Source organism: Sphaerisporangium melleum (assembly GCF_014646695.1).
In the GTDB taxonomy this organism is placed as follows: domain Bacteria; phylum Actinomycetota; class Actinomycetes; order Streptosporangiales; family Streptosporangiaceae; genus Sphaerisporangium; species Sphaerisporangium melleum.
The window spans coordinates 82,986-98,720 of the sequence record NZ_BMNT01000037.1; the positions used below are offsets into that span (position 1 = coordinate 82,986).

The 15,735-nt window shown below is 74.6% G+C and carries 15 protein-coding genes; 12 read left to right on the top strand and 3 right to left on the bottom strand.

The annotated features are described in order from the left end of the window. Positions 1 to 5: 5 nt before the first annotated feature. Positions 6 to 1,487 carry an ATP-binding protein gene (locus IEY93_RS28625; RefSeq protein ID WP_189166242.1) on the top strand — a complete coding sequence of 494 codons (1,482 nt, stop codon included), beginning with the start codon at positions 6 to 8 and terminating at the stop codon, positions 1,485 to 1,487. A gap of 20 nt (positions 1,488 to 1,507) precedes the next feature. Continuing rightward, the gene (locus IEY93_RS28630) at positions 1,508 to 1,966 is read left to right on the top strand and encodes a GerMN domain-containing protein (RefSeq protein WP_203968939.1); all 459 of its coding nucleotides are present in this window, start codon (positions 1,508 to 1,510) and stop codon (positions 1,964 to 1,966) included. A gap of 113 nt (positions 1,967 to 2,079) precedes the next feature. On the opposite strand, the gene IEY93_RS28635 is transcribed toward IEY93_RS28630, so the two are convergent. Beyond that, entirely contained in the window at positions 2,080 to 2,838 is a 759-nt protein-coding gene (locus IEY93_RS28635) for a DeoR/GlpR family DNA-binding transcription regulator (protein WP_189166244.1), read from the bottom strand. A 72-nt stretch (positions 2,839 to 2,910) separates the two neighbouring features. On the opposite strand from IEY93_RS28635, the gene IEY93_RS28640 reads away from it, so the two are divergent. The 7 genes from IEY93_RS28640 (at position 2,911) to IEY93_RS28670 (ending at position 8,308) form a co-directional block, all read left to right on the top strand. After that, positions 2,911 to 4,122: an MFS transporter gene (locus IEY93_RS28640; protein ID WP_189166245.1), complete on the top strand. Its 1,212-nt coding sequence runs from the start codon at positions 2,911 to 2,913 to the stop codon at positions 4,120 to 4,122. 153 nt (positions 4,123 to 4,275) lie between these two features. Then, positions 4,276 to 4,734 (top strand): STAS domain-containing protein, encoded by a 459-nt coding sequence (locus IEY93_RS28645; RefSeq protein ID WP_189166246.1) that lies wholly within the window; start codon positions 4,276 to 4,278, stop codon positions 4,732 to 4,734. Between the two features lie 29 nt (positions 4,735 to 4,763). Then, on the top strand, positions 4,764 to 5,267 hold the full coding sequence (locus IEY93_RS28650; RefSeq protein WP_203968941.1) for a cupin domain-containing protein: 504 nt from the start codon (positions 4,764 to 4,766) through the stop codon (positions 5,265 to 5,267). Between the two features lie 202 nt (positions 5,268 to 5,469). Further along, the gene (locus IEY93_RS28655) at positions 5,470 to 6,375 is read left to right on the top strand and encodes a pentapeptide repeat-containing protein (RefSeq protein ID WP_189166248.1); all 906 of its coding nucleotides are present in this window, start codon (positions 5,470 to 5,472) and stop codon (positions 6,373 to 6,375) included. Between the two features lie 81 nt (positions 6,376 to 6,456). After that, on the top strand, positions 6,457 to 6,693 hold the full coding sequence (locus IEY93_RS28660; protein ID WP_203968943.1) for a hypothetical protein: 237 nt from the start codon (positions 6,457 to 6,459) through the stop codon (positions 6,691 to 6,693). Between the two features lie 4 nt (positions 6,694 to 6,697). Next, entirely contained in the window at positions 6,698 to 7,216 is a 519-nt protein-coding gene (locus IEY93_RS28665) for a GNAT family N-acetyltransferase (protein ID WP_189166249.1), read from the top strand. A gap of 168 nt (positions 7,217 to 7,384) precedes the next feature. Next, on the top strand, positions 7,385 to 8,308 hold the full coding sequence (locus IEY93_RS28670) for a helix-turn-helix domain-containing protein (RefSeq protein ID WP_189166250.1): 924 nt from the start codon (positions 7,385 to 7,387) through the stop codon (positions 8,306 to 8,308). Between the two features lie 240 nt (positions 8,309 to 8,548). Here the strand turns inward: IEY93_RS28670 and IEY93_RS28675 are convergent, their stop codons facing one another. Next, the gene (locus IEY93_RS28675) at positions 8,549 to 9,427 is read right to left on the bottom strand and encodes an alpha/beta fold hydrolase (protein WP_189166251.1); all 879 of its coding nucleotides are present in this window, start codon (positions 9,425 to 9,427) and stop codon (positions 8,549 to 8,551) included. A gap of 111 nt (positions 9,428 to 9,538) precedes the next feature. Between IEY93_RS28675 and IEY93_RS28680 the strand changes: the two genes are divergently transcribed. Continuing rightward, complete coding sequence (locus IEY93_RS28680) at positions 9,539 to 11,476, top strand: AfsR/SARP family transcriptional regulator (protein WP_189166252.1); 1,938 nt, start codon at positions 9,539 to 9,541, stop codon at positions 11,474 to 11,476. A 122-nt stretch (positions 11,477 to 11,598) separates the two neighbouring features. On the opposite strand, the gene IEY93_RS28685 is transcribed toward IEY93_RS28680, so the two are convergent. Continuing rightward, entirely contained in the window at positions 11,599 to 13,470 is a 1,872-nt protein-coding gene (locus tag IEY93_RS28685; RefSeq protein WP_189166253.1) for a WD40 repeat domain-containing protein, read from the bottom strand. Between the two features lie 137 nt (positions 13,471 to 13,607). On the opposite strand from IEY93_RS28685, the gene IEY93_RS28690 reads away from it, so the two are divergent. Both IEY93_RS28690 and IEY93_RS28695 read left to right on the top strand, forming a co-directional pair. Then, on the top strand, positions 13,608 to 14,177 hold the full coding sequence (locus IEY93_RS28690; RefSeq protein ID WP_189166254.1) for a TetR/AcrR family transcriptional regulator: 570 nt from the start codon (positions 13,608 to 13,610) through the stop codon (positions 14,175 to 14,177). A 133-nt stretch (positions 14,178 to 14,310) separates the two neighbouring features. Beyond that, on the top strand, positions 14,311 to 15,534 hold the full coding sequence (locus IEY93_RS28695; protein WP_189166255.1) for a GDSL-type esterase/lipase family protein: 1,224 nt from the start codon (positions 14,311 to 14,313) through the stop codon (positions 15,532 to 15,534). Positions 15,535 to 15,735: the final 201 nt, after the last annotated feature.

Here is a 15,735-nt window from a genome sequence, read left to right on the forward strand (position 1 = left end):
CGCCGGTGGCATCTCGGCCGAGCCTGGGGCTGCGGGCCCGGTTGCTGCTCGCCTTCGCGTCGCTGTGCGTGGTCACCGCGGCGGCGGTGGCCGGCCCGATCTATCTCGCGGCCCGCATCGCCATCCTGCAGCGGGCGCAGGATGCCGCGGTGGAGTCGATGAGAAGCCGCCTGGAGGCGGTTTTCCCGTTGCGGAGTGCGGTGCCGGGCCCCGACGAGCTCGGCCGGATCGCCACCGCCGTGACCGACGGGAACGGCCACGCGATCGCCGTCTACCACCAGACGTACTCGCCGTCCGTCCCGCCGCCACCCCCCATGGGCGGCCGGCTGCCGGGCCGGATCGCGCCGGCCCTGCAGCCCGGGGCGGTTCCCGCGCAGTTGCGGCGGATGGTCGCGGGCGGCGAGATGGGGTGGCAGCGCGTGGTGTGGCACGGCGCGCCTTTCCTGGTGATCGGCGCGCCGTTGCTGATCGTCGAGCCGGACGGGACGACACGGGTGTCCGGCATCGAGGTCTATGTCGCGCACATCCTGCTTTCCGAGCAACGCAGCATCGACGAGCTGGCGGGACTCGCCTGGCTGGCGGGCGGGGCGGCCCTGGCGTTCGCGGTCGTCCTGGCATTGCTGGCCACCCGTGGCGTGCTGGGCCCGGTGCGCGAGCTGGGCCGGGCGGCGCGCCTGCTGGGCGAGGGCGAGATGCGGACCAGGGTCGCGGTGCGCGGCTCCGATGAGCTGGCCGAGGTGGCGCGCACGTTCAACACCACCGCCGCGGAGCTGGAACGGCACGTCGAGCAGTTGCGCGAGATGGAGGCCGACGCCCGCCGGTTCGTGGCCGATGTGTCGCATGAGCTGCGCACCCCGCTGGCCGCGCTCGCCGCGGTCGCCGACGTGTTGGACGAGGAGGCGGCTCAGATGCCCGAACCCGCCGGCCGGGCCGCCCGGCTGGTCAGCCAGGAGACGCTCAATCTCACCGCTCTGGTGAACGACCTCATCGAGATCAGCAGGTTCGACTCCGGCGTCGCGGCCCTGGCGCTGAACGAGATCGACGTGGCCGAGCTGGTGGGCGCGACCTTGCGTACGCGGGGCTGGTCGGAGCAGGTGCGCACCGAGCTCCCACCCGGAGTGACGGCGCGGCTGGACCCGCGCCGGGTGGACGTCGTGCTGGCCAACCTGGTCGGCAACGCGCTGCGGCACGGCGAGCCACCGGTGTCGGTACGGCTTTCCGCCGACGCCAACTGGATCTCGCTCGAGGTCCGCGATCATGGGCCAGGGCTGGAGGAGGCGGTGCTACCGCACGTTTTCGACCGGTTCTACAAGGCCAGCGCGGCCAGGGCCAGGTCCGAGGGCAGCGGCCTGGGCCTGGCCATCGCGCGGGAGAACGCGCGCCTGCACCGAGGCGACCTCACCGTCACCAACGCCCCGGACGGCGGCGCGATCTTCACGCTGCGCCTGCCCCGCCGGGCGGCCGACCCCGGCGCAGGCCCCCAGTGAGGGCCGGGATCGTCCGCGGCGTGCTCGCCGCCGGCCTCGTATCGATCGCCGCCCTGACCGGCTGCGGCGTGCAGCCCAGCGACGCCATCAGCGTCGGCGACCCGCCTCGCGGGCGCGTCGCTCCGACGATGAAGATGACCCTCTATCTGGTGAAGAACGGCCGGGTCAGTGCGGTGACCCGGCCCGGTCACCGGGCGTCCCCAGCCGACTTGCTCGCGCTGCTGGCCGCCGGCCCTTCCACGGCGGAACGGGCGGCCGGACTGTCCAGCGACGTCCCCGCCGAAGCCGCTCCGTTCTCGGTGGCCGCCGAACCGGCCGGCCGGTTCGTGGTGACCCTGTCCACTCCGGCCGGTGAACTGTCCACCCTGGCCGTCGCGCAGATCGTGTGCACGGCCGCCGCCATGGTGCCGGAGAGCCCTGCCCGGATCACGGTGGTCGGTGCCGGGCAGAGCGTCGGCCCCCACGGCTGTCCGGAGTAGCGGTAGCGGCCTGTCCGCTGATGCGGCGCGCCGGCCGCGGCGCCCGCCGGGCGGGGGCGCAGTGAGGACGCGCCGCCGGCGCCGGAGGAATCGGCGGGTGGCCGGCTCGCGGGTCAGACTTTGCGCACGGTGACGCCGGCGGCGGCCAGGGCGCGGGTCTCCTCGTCGGGGGCGTCGCGGTCGGTGATGACGGCGTGCAGGGCGGCGGCGGGGGCGACGTGGGCCAGGGCGGTGCGGGACAGTTTGGCGGCGTCGGCGACGGCGATGACGCGGCGGGCCGAGGCGATGGCGGCGCGTTTGACGGCGGCGTCGGCCAGGTCGTAGGCGGTCAGGCCGTCACCGGCGGTCAGGCCGCAGCAGCCGATGACGGCGGTGTCGAAGCGCAGCGCGGCGAGGGAGGCCTCGGTGAGCGGGCCGGTGAGGGTGAGCTCGGCCGGGCGGGGCTCGCCGCCGGGCACCAGCAGCGTCAGGTGGGGGGCGCCGGTCAGGGCGTTGACGGCGTGCAGCGACAGCGGCATGACGGTCAGGCGGCGCTCGCGCAGGGCGTGGGCGACCTCCAGGCAGGTGGTTCCGCTGTCCAGGACGACGGACTCGCCGTCGGCGATGAGTGCGGCGGTCTCGGCCGCGATGCGCCGTTTGCTGTGCTGGGCCTCCTGGCGGCGCAGCGGGAACGGAGGGCCCTCGCCGCGCAGGAGCAGGCTTCTGGCGCCGCCCCGGTAGCGTTCGAGCACGCCCTGCTCGGCCAGGACCTCCAGGTCGCGGCGGATGGTCATCTCCGAGGCGCCGGTGAGCGCGGCCAGTTCGGCGACGCCGATGGTGCCGGCGGCGCGTACCGCGTCGGTGATCCGTCTGAGTCGGTCGGTGGTCGCCATTCCCCTATTGAACACCGAACTAGTTCGTTTCGCTAGTTTACGAACATCGAAGCTGTTCGTTATGTTCGATATATGGACAGATCGCTGAGGCTCGCCCGTGCGGCCACCTTCGGCTACTTCGCGGTCAACGGCTTTGTGATGGGGATGTGGGTGGTGCACATCCCGGTCGTGGAGCACCGCGCCGGGGTGAGCCATGCCGTGCTCGGGACGCTGCTGCTGGTGCTGGGCGGCGGGGCGTTCGCCGGCATGCAGGCGGTGGGGCCGCTGGCCGACCGGTTCGGCGCGCGGGTGGTGCTGCCGGTGTCGGCGGCCGCGTGCAGCCTGGCGCTGGTGCTCCCGGGGCTGGCCACCGGCCCGTGGTCGCTGGGGGCGGCGCTGCTGGCGCTCGGGCTCGGCAACGGCGGGGTGGACGTGGCGATGAACGCCCATGCGGTGCGGGTGGAGCGCGGGTACGGGCGGCCGGTCATGTCGGCCTTCCACGCGGTGTTCTCGGTCGGCGGCGTGCTGGCGGCGCTGGTGGGCGCGCGCACCCTGAGCTGGGGATGGGCGCCGGCGGTGACGTTCGGCGTGGTGGCGCTTGCGGGTGTGGCGGTCGCGGTGGCGGCCGCCTTCGCGCTGCTGCCCGGCGGGGACGCCGCCGCGCGGCAGGCGCCGGCCGGGCGCGGCGGCAGGAGCCGGGCGGTCTCCTCGCGCATCTGGGTGCTGGCGGTGCTGGCGCTGATGCTGATGATGTGCGAGGGAGTGGCCAACGATTGGAGCGTGCTGCACCTGCGTGATGTGCTGGGGGCGCCGGTGGCGGTGGCGGCGTTCGCCTATGGCGCGTTCGCCGCGGCCATGACGGCCGGGCGCCTGCTCGCCGACCGGGTGGCCGGGCGGTTCGGGCCGGTGGTGGTGGTGCGGTACGGCGCGTGCGCCGCCGGGGCCGGGCTCGCAGTGGCGGCGCTGTCGCCGTGGGCGCCGCTCGCCCTGGCCGGGTGGGGGGTGTTCGGCCTGGGGCTGTCGGGCTGCGTGCCGCAGCTGTTCAGCGCGGCGGGGCACGCCGATCCGGCCGCGGCGGCGACCAACGTCTCGCGGGTCGCGGGCCTTGGGTATCTGGGCATGCTGGCCGGGCCCATGGTGATCGGGCCGCTGACCCGGCTCGTCCCGCTCAACATCGCCTTCTTCCTGCCCGTGGCCTGCTGCGTGGCCGCCGCGGCGGCGGCGGGTGTGCTGCGGGCGCCGCGGGCGATGCCGGCGCAGACGGGTGAGGGCGCCCACCCCGCCCCGCAACCTGACATGTCGTGATCACATGGGGTTTTACCGACTTGGCGGGAGACGGGGGTTCGTTGTCGTTTCTCGACCATTTCGGGATACCGGACGGCCGGCGGCCTTACCCGCGGGTTGAGATCGGCCGGGTAGCGTTCGTACCTGCATCCCGAATCGGATGAAAGGCCACAGATGTCCGCACAGTTGCAGGTCTCGATCGCCTACCGGCCGCCCGTCGCCGTCCTGGCGCTCATGGGCGAGCTCGATCTGGCCACGGCCGACGTCCTGGCCGCCAGTGCGGCGGATCTGATCGGCCGCGGGCATGTGAACCTCGTGGTGGACACCTCCGGCCTGCGGTTCTGCGACTCCAGCGGGCTGGAGGCGATCTGCGAGGCGGGTGAGCGCGCGACGCGGGCCGGTGGCTCGATGAGGCTGCTCGCGGTGCGCGGGACGCTGGAGCGGGTGCTGGAGATCACCCGCCCGGAGCACCGGTTCCGCCCCGAAGGCGGCGAGGGCACATGGGCGGCGACCGCGGCCGACCCCGCGCAGCGGTGGCGGCCGGCGGGGACGCCGCGCGCCCACGGCCGCACGGCCGCCGGGCGCTTCACCGGGCGGGGTCCGTTGACCGCGCGGGTGACCGCGGGCAGGTGATGGGCACCGCCGGCGCACCAGAGGTGCGCGTGGTACCGCCCGGGGGCGGGGAGCAGGTGACCATCCCCGGGTTCGGCGCGGTTCTGAAGATCCGTGGCAGCGACGTGGGCGGCGAGGTGGCCATCGTGGAACACCCGTTCGCCGTCGGCGCGATCACCGCGCCCCACCTGCACACCCGCGAGGACGAGCACTCCATCGTGCTGGAAGGCCGCATCGGCTTCCGGTCCGACGAGCAGGAGGTCGTCCTCGGGCCCGGCGGGTACATCACCAAGCCACGGGGGCAGATGCACGCGATGTGGAACGCCGGGACGACGCCGGGCCGCATCATCGAGGTGATCACGCCGGGCGGTTTCGAGGACTATTTCCGGGAACTCGGCGAGCTGCTCGCCGCCGCCGGGCCGTCCGGCGGGCGAAGCCCGCAGCAGGCGCCGGGATTCGCCGCCCTCGCCGCCCGATACGGCCTGACCTACGGTCGGCCGGGCTGGCTGGACGACGTCGTGGCACGGTACGGGCTGACCCTGCCCACCCACTGACCCGGCAGGGCGGACGCCGCTTCGCCGCACGGCGAGGATCCATCGGACCTCGCCAGGCCCGCAGAACACGCGCAAGAGCCGGCCCGGGCGGGATGCGGCCGGCGCACGCACCCCCGCGCGGCGCCGGGGACGCCGGGCGGGCCCTAGCCTTGGAAGGCCGCGCCGGCGGGCGGCGCCGGCGGGCGCGAGGAGATGCGACAGGGTGTCCGACACGCACGGCCACGGGCCGGTTCCGGAGGGGCCGGCCGCGCTGCACGGCCGGTGCGGCGACTGCTTCGGGTTGTGCTGCGTCGCCCTGCCGTTCTCGGCCTCGGCGGACTTCGCCGCCGACAAGCCGGCCGGGCGGCCGTGCGCGAACCTGCGCGCGGACTTCGGCTGCGGCATCCACGGCGAGCTGCGCGAGCGCGGCTACCCCGGATGCGTCGCCTACGACTGCTTCGGCGCCGGGCAGAAGGTCTCGCAGGTGACCTTCGCCGGGCGCGACTGGCGCGGCTCGCCGCAGGTGGCCGGGCCGATGTTCGCGGTGTTCCCGGTCATGCGGCAGCTGCACGAGCTGCTGTGGTACCTCACCGAGGCGCTGGCCCGCCCGGCGGCCGGCCCGCTGCACGGCGAGCTGCGCCGGGCACTGGCCGAGGTCGAGCAGGTCACCCGCCGGGAGGCGGCGGAGCTGGCGCGCACGGACGTTGAGCAGTGGCGCAACCGGATCAACCCGCTGCTGCTCGGGGTGAGCGAGCTGGTGCGCGCCGGCGCGCCGCGCCCCGGCAAGAACCGGCGGGGCGCCGACCTGATCGGGGCGTCGCTTCGCGGGGCCGATCTGCACGGCGCCGACCTGCGCGGCGCGTACCTGATCGGGGCGGACCTGCGCGGCGCCGATCTGCGGCTGGCCGACCTGATCGGCGCCGACCTGCGGGGCGCCGATCTTTCCGGGGCCGACCTCACCGGCGCGGTCTTCCTGACCCGGTCGCAGGTCGGCGCCGCACGCGGTGACACCGCGACCCGGCTGCCGTCCCTGCTGTCGCCTCCGGCGCACTGGCCGCCCGCGGGCGTGGCACCGGCCGCCTCCGTCCGCCGCGCCGGGCGGCGCTCCCCCCGCCGCCGCGGAGCCTGACATGCGCCGTCATCGTCCCACGCGTGGTGATGAGGGGCCGGGCGTGTCCGTCCCGGCGCGGCCGGTTTCGCGGTGCTCATCGTGGCGTTGATCACCTCCGAGGCCGGGGTCGGCACCATCACCGCCGAGGAGTACGAACAGGGCATGGAGCTGTTCGGCGTCGCGGTGCTCGGCGCCGACCCCGGACGTTTCCCCGCGCTGGCCCACTTCGCCCGCGAGGTCCGCCCTCTCGGGGCGGACCGCCGCGCCGCGTTCGAGGAGATCCTCGCCGCACAGCTCGCCCAGATCGAGGCCGCGGTCCACCGGGCCGGTGCGTGAGCTCATGAGCATCCTCGCGGCCGCCGCCGTGAGCACCGGGCGTCTGGACCTGCTGCCGCTGCGGGTCTCCCATGCCGGGGAGATGGCCCTGGTGCTGTCCGACCCGGCCCTGCACGCCTTCACCGGCGGCACTCCCGACACCCCGCAGGCCCTGCGCTCGCGCTACCGGCGCATGACCGCGGGCTCGCCCGATCCGCAGGTGTCCTGGCTGAACTGGGTGATCCGGCTGCGTGAGGAGTCCTGCCTGACGGGCACCGTCCAGGCGACGGTCGGCCCCTCCCGGCACGGCCCCGTCGCCGAGATCGCCTGGGTGGTGGGAACCCCGTGGCAGAAACGAGGCATCGCCACCGAGGCGGCGAAAGGTCTGCTCGCCTGGCTCTGCGGGCAAGGCGTGCACAGCGTGATCGCCCACATCCATCCAGACCACCGGGCGTCGGCCGCCGTCGCCACCGCCGCCGGTCTCACCCCCACCGGCGAATGGCATGACGGCGAGATCCGGTGGCACCGCGGCATCGGAGGGTGACCCCGGCCGCCGGCACGGCGAACGGCGCCTGCCTGCCTCAGGCTCCGGCCGGCGCACCGCCCGGCCGCCCGATCGACCGAGTGTGATCCACATCGCCATGGCTGGCTCCCCCGGCAGGGCCGTCACCTGGTCGTTCGGTGCACTCCCCTGCGAGCCGTACCGTGGGTTATGGACCGTGACAGGCCTTTGGGAGACTTCCTGCGGGCCAGGCGGGAGCTCACCACGCCAGAGCAGGTGGGCATCGTGCCCGGCGGCACCCGCCGCAGGACGCCGGGGTTGCGGCGCGAGGAGGTGGCGCTGCTGGCCGGGGTGAGCATCGACTACTACATCCGGCTGGAGCAGGGCAGGGAGCGCCGGCCCTCCGATCAGGTGCTGCAGGCCATCGCCCGCGCGCTCCGCCTGGACGCCGAGGCCACCGAGCACCTGTACGAGCTGGCGCGACCGCGCTGCCACCGGCGCGAGGAGTACGAGCGGTCCGAGCCCGATGCCCGCGTCGACGCCAACCTCGTCCGGCTGATGGAGGCCTGGGACGCCGTGGCGGCCTACGTGGTGAACCCCCGGCTGGACGTGCTGGTGCGTAACGCGGTGGCCCGCGGCCTGTACGAGGGCCTGGAGCACAGCGACAACCTGCTGCGGCTGGCCGTGCTCAACCCCAGGGCCCGGGAGTTCTACCTGGACTGGGAGACCGACACCCGCCGGAAGATCGCCCACCTGCGCGCCGCGGCCGGTCCGGAGGGCGCCGACCCGGCGCTGGATGAGCTGGTGTCGGAGCTGTCGCAGGCCAGCGAGCAGTTCCGCCGCGCCTGGGAGCGCCACGACGTGCGCAGCAGGACCCGCGCCCCGGTGCGCTTCCATCACCCGGTGATGGGAGATCTGTTCACCACCATGCAGGTGCTGAGCATCGACGGCAGCCCGGGGCTGAAGCTCGTCACCTTCCAGGCCGAGAGGGGCAGCCCTTCGGAGTGCGCGCTGGCGTTCCTGGGCCGCTCGGCCCTCCATGCTCCCGGCGCCTGCCGCGGCGGCGGCAGGGCAGGGAACGGGGCGAGCGCGGCGGGCCGGCTCCCCAGATGGCCGGGCCTCGGTCTCGGCTGAACCCCCGGCGGTGGCCGCCCGGCAGGACGCCGCGGCCCCGGGTGACCGGCCGCGCAGCCAGACCGCCGAACCGAAATCCGGGGGCGCCGGTCACGTCCTCGATGCGCGCTTCGATGATCTGCAGCGATTCCTCTGGTCGCGCGGCCGTGCCCGGGCAGGGGTGGCCGGTGGCCGCCAGGAAACCGGCGGGCGAAGACGCGCGGGCCCATCAGCTCGGCGGCCGGAGGCGGTTCGCCGAGGTCAGCGGGCCAGCAGGCCCTGGATCACCATCGTGATCTCCTCAGGTGCCTCCTCCGCCATGAAGTGCCCCGCCCGGGTCAGCCGGTGGTCCAGGTCCGGCGCCCACGCCTTCCACACCCCGGCGGCGTCGTAGCCCAGCCGCGCGCCCCAGTCCTGCTGGACGACCGTCACGGGCATGGCCAGCTGCGACCCGGCGTCCAGGTCCGCCTGGTCGTGCATGACGTCGATGCCCGCTGAGGCCCGGTAGTCCGCGACGATCGAGGTCACCGCCGCGGCGCTCGCCCGCAGGTACTCGGCGCGCACGTCCTGCGGCAGGGCGGCCGGGTCGCCCGCCCAGGCGTCCAGGAACGAGCCGAAGAACGCCTCCGCGCTGCCTGCGATCATCACCTCCGGCAGGCCCGGCGGCTGCGCCATCAAAAAGAGGTGGTAGCCGACCGCCGCCGAGACGCCATGCAGGACGTTCCACATGTCGAGCGTCGGCACGATGTCGAGGATGCCCAGGTGCGTGATGGTGTCAGGGTGGTCCAGCCCCGCCCGGAAGGCGACCAGGGCGCCCCGGTCGTGGCCGACGAGGGCGAAGCGCTCGTGACCGAGCGCCGCCGCCAGGCTCACGACGTCGGCGGCCATGGTGCGCTTGGCGTACACCTCAGGGCCGGTGGCCGGCGGTTTGCCGCTGGCGCCGTAGCCCCGCAGGTCAGGACAGATCACCGTGTGCTCGGCGGCCAGGCGCCCGGCGACGTGCCGCCACATCAGGTGGGTCTGCGGGAAGCCGTGCAACAGCACGACCGGGCTGCCACTGCCGCCGACGGCGGCGGCCAGCTCCACACCGTCCGCCCCGGGCAGGCGAACGTGGTCGAAGCCGGGAATGGTGGGCGTCATGAAAGGCCTTCCTTATCTGGTGGGGGACCGACCGGACCAGCCTGGGGGACGGCGATCAGCAGCCGATGAGTACGGTTCGGCGCGGCCGGCCCTGGCAGGAAGGATGGGGGCATGCGAATCGACGCGCTCGGTGCCGTGCGGGCCTTCCGCGACGATGGCAGCGCGGTCGATCTGGGCGGACCCCGCCATCGTGAGGTACTGGCCCGGCTCGTCGCCGCCGAGGGACGGATGGTCACCACCGACACCCTGGTCGAGGACCTGTGGACCGATCCGCCGGCCCGCGCGGTGGGCGCTTTGCGGACGTTCGTCGCCGCGCTGCGCCGTGCCCTCGAACCCGCCCGGCCGCCCCGTGATCCACCGCGCGTGATCGTCACCGAAGGTCCCGGCTACGCGCTGCGCCTGCCGCGTGCGGACGTGGACGTCCATCGGTTCCAGGACACCCTGGCCCGTGCCCGCCGCGACCGCGGCGCGGTGACCGACCTCGGCGAGGCTCTGGCGGCCTGGCGCGGGCCCGCCTACGCCGATGTGCCCGAGTCCCCATGGGCGCAGCGCGAGCGGGCCCGGCTTTTGGAGTTGCGGTTGGAGGGGGTGGAACTGCGCGCCCGTATCCTTCTCGACGCAGGCGAGGGGGCCGATCTGGTCGCCGAGCTGGGTGCTCACGTCGCCGAGCATCCGTGGCGCGAGCCGGCCTGGGGGCTGCTCGCCCGCGCGCTGCACCGGGCGGGCCGCCGGGCCGACGCGCTGGCCGCCCTCCGCCGCGCCCGTACGATGCTCGTCGATCAGCTCGGTCTGGATCCCGGTGCCGATCTTCAGCGCCTGGAGATGGACATCCTCAGCGGATCGGTCCCTCTGGAAGGCGCGCCTCCCGCGTGGACCGGCTCCGGTGCCCGGTTCGGCCCGCGTACCACCGTGGATCTGGCCCGCACCCTGGCACTGGCGGGTGGCGACGCCCTCGTCCACTCGCGGCGTGACCGCCTGGCCGCCATCCAGGCGGCCGAACGCACAGGAGACCTGTCGCTGACCGCGCGGATCATCGGCGCCTACGACGTGCCCGCCATCTGGAGCCGGGCCGACGACCCCGAGCAGTCCCGCGCCGTCGTCGCGGCCGCCGAGCGCACGCTCACCGCGCTCGGCGCGGGCGGCCCCGCCGACCTGTCCTGCCGCCTGCTGGCCACGATCGCCGTCGAGAGCCGCAGCGCCGATCTGTCCGGGACCGAGCCGAGGCGCGCACGGCAGGCGGCGCTGCGCGCCGAGGCGCTGGCACGGGACCTGGCCGATCCCGCGCTGCTGGTCTTCGCCCTCAACGGGGTGTTCCTGCAGTCCTTCACCCGCCCCGGGCTCGCGGCGGTGCGGGACGGGATCGGCGCCGAGATCCTTGAGCTGGCCACCCGGTACGCGCTGCCGAACTTCGCCGTACTCGGCCGGCTCGTCCGCCTGCAATCCGCCTCGGCCCTCGGCGACCTGGACGCCGCGGCCGCGCACGCCGCGGCCGCCGAACAGCTCGCCGCCACCACCGAGTCGCCCCTGGTCTCCGTCCTCACCGGGTGGGCGCAGGCCCGGATCACGGCCGCCCGCAGCACCGAACCCGGTGGACCGGCCGCCGCCACGGCCGCGGCGCACTACCGGGCCTGCGAGGACGCCCTGCGCCCGGCCGGAATGCCGGGGCTGCACCGGGGCCTGTTCCCGCTCGCCCTGCTGGGGTTGCGCCTGCTGCACGACCGGCCCGCGCCCACCGCCCCGCATCTGGACTGGGGTCCGTACCGGCCTTGGGCACGGCCCCTGGTGCTGCTCGCCCAGGACCGGGGCGAGCAGGCCCGTACCGCCCTGGCCGCGGTGCCCGAACCACCGCGCGACCACATGCAGGAGGCCATGTGGTGCCTGATGGCGCGCGCCGCCGTACGCCTGGGCGAGCGCGAGATCGCCGCACGCGCCGCGGCCGCCCTGAGCGAGGCCCGGGCGGAGGACGCCGGCGCGGCGAGCGGAATGCTGACATTGGGCCCGGTGGCGCGGTACCTGGCAGAGGCGCGGGCATGCGCCGGAGTGGAGTGAGCGGCAGCGATCCGGGAGCTCCGGGCCCGGCCGCGCTCGCCGGGATCAGGTCGCCATGACCGTCAACGCGATCTCAGCAAGATCGGCCTCGCCGGGCTCCAGTGGCCGATCACACCCGGTGATCAGCTCGTCCGCCGCGGGGTGGCCGTCGCGGGGCCGTCGTCGCGCCGGCCGCCCAGGTCCCACAGTCTGAGGCGTTCGTCGCGCCCGCCGCGGATCAGCAGGGTGCGGCCGTCCACCTGTACCAGGTGAACGGTGCCGTAGCGGGGGCCCACCTGGATCGGGGAGGCGATCAGGGTGCCGTCGGTCAGGTCCCAGACCTTCACGGTGTCCCCGCCCGTGGTGACCGCGATCGGGCGGTCGCCGATGACGCCGGTCTCGATCTGGCCGACCAGCGCGCCGTGGACGAGCGGGGCGGATTCGCCTCCGGTGCGCAGGTCCCAGACCCGGACCGTTTTCTCCGCGCCGCTGAGCAGGAGTGTCGTGCAGCGCGCCTGTGCGGCGGCGGCCGGGGCGTCCCGGCTGGGGAAGGACCGCACGCCGGGGATCACACCGATGCGGCGGCCGGTGGCCAGATCCCAGATCCTGATCCGGCTGCGCACATCGGCCACCACGTCGCGGCCGGCCAGCCGGGTGACGACCGCACGGGCGGCGGGCTGATCGCGGCCGACCGGGACGGGTGCGCCGATGGGGGTGCGGGTGGCCAGGTCGCGCAGGCGCAGCCGGCCGGACTCCTCGCCCAGGTAGGCGAGCCGGCCGTGGAAGGAGATGATCAAGGCCGCGCCGGCTCCCGGCAGTGCGGGGGTGAAACGCCCCGCCGCGTCCAGCCGCCAGTGGCGTACTCCGCCGTCCAGGGTCATGATGAGCGGCTCGCCCTGGGAGGCGCCGGTGAAGACCGGATATTCCACCCCGGCGGGGCCGGGCAGCGGGGGACCGATCCGCCGCCGGGTCGCCAGGTCCCACACCATGACCGCGCCGTCCGCGCCGGCGGAGACCACGACCTTGCGGTCGTCGGGGCCGGCGACGGTGAACGCCACGATCTCCTGAACGTGCCCGGCCGGGGTCGTGGCGGCGATCGGGCGCGCGGTGGTGAGGTCCCACAGGCGGACGGTGTTGTCGGCGCCCCCGGTGAGCGCGACCGGCCTGCCGGCCAGCCGGCCGACGGCCAGACGGACCTCCTCGCGCACCGAGCGGGAAGAAGGGTCATGCAGGCTCCTCGGCGGAGGGTTGCCGGGCAGCCGGGCGATCTCCTTCAGGGTCGCCGCGTCCCACACCGACACCGTGCCGGCGGGCGGGAAGGCCGCGCCCCCCGCGGGTGCGTACCCGCCGAGGTTGGGGGTGAGCAGGACGGTCCTGCCGCCGATCGTCGCCTTGCGCACGGTCGCGAAGTCGCCCTCGATCACCCCGGCCCTGGTGCCCGCGGCCAGGTCCCACAGCGTGAGGTGGTCCGGGCCCGGCTCGTTCTCGTCGCCGCCGTCGTCGTTCACCGCCGCGATGAGCCGGCCGTCGCGGGGGAACACCACCAGGCCGCGCACGGTGTTGTCCTCACCCAGGTAGATCGCCCGCCCCACCCGGCGGCCGGTCGCGGGGTCGACGGCGCGCAACTCGTCGCCGGCGGTGACCCGCACCGTCCGGCCGTTCATCCGCCCGGCCGGCGCCGCCTCGGGGGCGAGCGGCCGGGCGGGCCCGCGGCCGCCGATCGGGGTCAGGCCGGGCAGCGCCCAGGTCCAGGTGCCCCCGGGGCTCGCGGCGACCGCGACCGTGTGCCCGCCGCGCCGCTCGAAGGCGACGCCGGTGATGTCGGTGGGCTCCTGGCCGCCGAAGGTCTCCTCCGCGCCGAACCGGCCGGGGGCCGGCGTACGGGGCTGCTGCGCGCACGGCCGCTCCGGGTAGGGCCACAGCGGACGGGCGGGGCGCGGCAGGCCGGCCGGCGCTGAGGCGGCGGGCACGACACCGGCCAGTGCCAGCACCACCACCAGCGGCAATCTCCTCATACAGGTGAGACGACCGGTGATCGCCCGAGGTTCGCCCGCCGCGATGGCGCCGGTCGGCCGCTTCCTCAAGGACAGGCCCATTTGCCTAAAGCTATTAGGCAAATGCATAATGGCTGTAGTCGGAAGGGAGGAAGGTCATGGTCAGAGCAGGGCTGACCCCGGAGCGGCTGACCCGGGAAGGAGCGGAACTGGCCGACGAGATCGGCTTCGACCAGGTGACGGTCTCCGGGCTCGCCCGGCGGGTCGGCGTCAAGGTCGCCAGTCTGTACTCCCACCTGAACGACGCCCGGGACCTCAAGACCAGGATCGCCCTGTTCGCCCTGGAGGAACTCGCCGACCGGGTGGCCGCCGCCCTGGCCGGGCGGGCCGGCAAGGACGCCCTGGCCGCATTCGCGGACGCCTACCGCGACTACGCCCGGGAGCACCCCGGCCGCTACGCCGCCGCCCGGCTCCGGCTCGACCCCGAGACGGCGGCCGCCAGTGCCGGCGTCCGGCACGCGCAGATGACGCGCGCGATCCTGCGCGGCTACGACCTGACCGAGCCGGAGCAGACGCACGCCGTACGGATGCTGGGCAGCGTCTTCCACGGCTATGTCAGCCTGGAGCAGGCCGGGGGCTTCGGTCACACTCCCGTCGACCCGCGGGAATCCTGGGCCTGGATCGTGGATCGCCTCGACGCCCTGCTACGGAACCCGGCCACCCCCTGACCGGCGGCGGGCCGCCGTGCAGACGGTCCGCCGCGCCCGCGCACACCGGCGCGCACGAACCACGAACACCTGTGCCCCCGCAGGGGCCCGATCCTCCTCCGCCGGACGGCGGCGGTTTCCCCGGAGATCTCAGATGACCGAGCAAGACCGGATCACCACACCTGTCACCGCGGGCATGTTGCGCGGCCTCCTCGATGCGGAGGCGACCGCCCACGGCCTGCTGCCGCACCGGCTGCCCGCCCGGGCACGCCGGCAGATCCCCGACGGACAACTGGCCATGGCCGAGGCGCAGCCCTCGGGCGTGCGGCTGGCGTTCCGCACCCGGGCCACCACCATCGAACTGGACACGTTGCCCACCAAGCGGGTCTACCGGGGTTTTCCCGCCCCACCGGACGGCGTGTACGACCTGCTGGTCGATGGCCGTCTCACCGCCCAGGCCACGGTGCCCGGCGGCAGAGTCCGCACGATCACCGACATGGTCTCCCAGACCGCCGAAGTGCACGAGGGACCGGCCGGCACCGCCCGCTTCACCGGCCTGCCGGCGGGTGACAAGGAGGTCGAGATCTGGCTTCCGCACAACGAGATCACCGAACTGATCGCCCTGCGCACCGATGCCCCGGTCGAGCCGGCGCGCGAGTGCGGGCGCAGGGTGTGGCTGCACCACGGCAGTTCCATCAGCCAGGGCTCGAACGCCGCCCATCCGACCGCCATCTGGCCGGCCCTGGCAGCCGCCCAGGGCAGAGTGGAACTGGTCAACCTGGGGTTCGGTGGCAGCGCGCTGCTGGATCCGTTCACCGCCCGTGCGATGCGGGACACTCCCGCGGACCTGATCAGCGTCAAGGTCGGCATCAATATCGTCAACAGCGACGCGATGCGCCTGCGCGCCTTCAGCCCCGCGGTCCACGGCTTCCTGGACACCATCCGCGAGGGGCATCCGGCCACTCCGCTGCTGGTCGTTTCGCCCATCCTGTGCCCGGTCCAGGAGGACACCCCCGGCCCGCTCGCGCCCGTCTTCGACGGCGGGACCCTGCGGTTCCGGGCCACGGGCGATCCGGCCGAGCGCGCCGCCGGCCGCCTGACGCTCAACGTCATCCGCGCCGAACTCGCGCGGATCGTCGATCAGCGCAGGGCTGAGGACCCGAACCTGCACCACCTCGATGGCCGTGACCTCTACGGCGCGAGCGACTACGCGGAACTCCCGTTGCCCGACGAGGTTCACCCCGACGCCGCGGGCCACCGCCGCATCGGCGAGAACTTCGCCCGGTTGGTGTTCGGCACCGGCGGTCCCTTCGCCGCCACGGCCGGCGGGCCGTCCCGGGCCGAGCGTCGCGTGCCCGGCCGACCCGCCTCCTCATGAGGCGTGGGGGCCTGCCGCCAAGGGCAGGCCCCCACGTCAGGAGCGGGGAGCAGGCGTCGCCGCTCAGATCTCCTCGACGTTCATCGCCCCTTCGTTGGGGCGCCGGGACAGGTCGATGCCGAGTTCCTCCGCCGCGCGGAAGACGTCCTCGTCGGTGTCGCGCATCTCGATGGACATGCCGTCGCTGGAGAGCACCTCGAC

What these genes read in the sequence shown, in the direction of transcription:
- IEY93_RS28665 (WP_189166249.1), top strand. Translation starts at nt 6,698, where the DNA reads ATGAGCATCCTCGCGGCCGCCGCCGTGAGCACCGGGCGTCTGGACCTG.
- IEY93_RS28635 (WP_189166244.1), bottom strand. Translation starts at nt 2,838, where the DNA reads ATGGCGACCACCGACCGACTCAGACGGATCACCGACGCGGTACGCGCC.
- IEY93_RS28645 (WP_189166246.1), top strand. Translation starts at nt 4,276, where the DNA reads ATGTCCGCACAGTTGCAGGTCTCGATCGCCTACCGGCCGCCCGTCGCC.
- IEY93_RS28690 (WP_189166254.1), top strand. Translation starts at nt 13,608, where the DNA reads ATGGTCAGAGCAGGGCTGACCCCGGAGCGGCTGACCCGGGAAGGAGCG.
- IEY93_RS28670 (WP_189166250.1), top strand. Translation starts at nt 7,385, where the DNA reads ATGGACCGTGACAGGCCTTTGGGAGACTTCCTGCGGGCCAGGCGGGAG.
- IEY93_RS28695 (WP_189166255.1), top strand. Translation starts at nt 14,311, where the DNA reads ATGACCGAGCAAGACCGGATCACCACACCTGTCACCGCGGGCATGTTG.
- IEY93_RS28680 (WP_189166252.1), top strand. Translation starts at nt 9,539, where the DNA reads ATGCGAATCGACGCGCTCGGTGCCGTGCGGGCCTTCCGCGACGATGGC.
- IEY93_RS28675 (WP_189166251.1), bottom strand. Translation starts at nt 9,427, where the DNA reads ATGACGCCCACCATTCCCGGCTTCGACCACGTTCGCCTGCCCGGGGCG.
- IEY93_RS28685 (WP_189166253.1), bottom strand. Translation starts at nt 13,470, where the DNA reads ATGAGGAGATTGCCGCTGGTGGTGGTGCTGGCACTGGCCGGTGTCGTG.
- IEY93_RS28640 (WP_189166245.1), top strand. Translation starts at nt 2,911, where the DNA reads ATGGACAGATCGCTGAGGCTCGCCCGTGCGGCCACCTTCGGCTACTTC.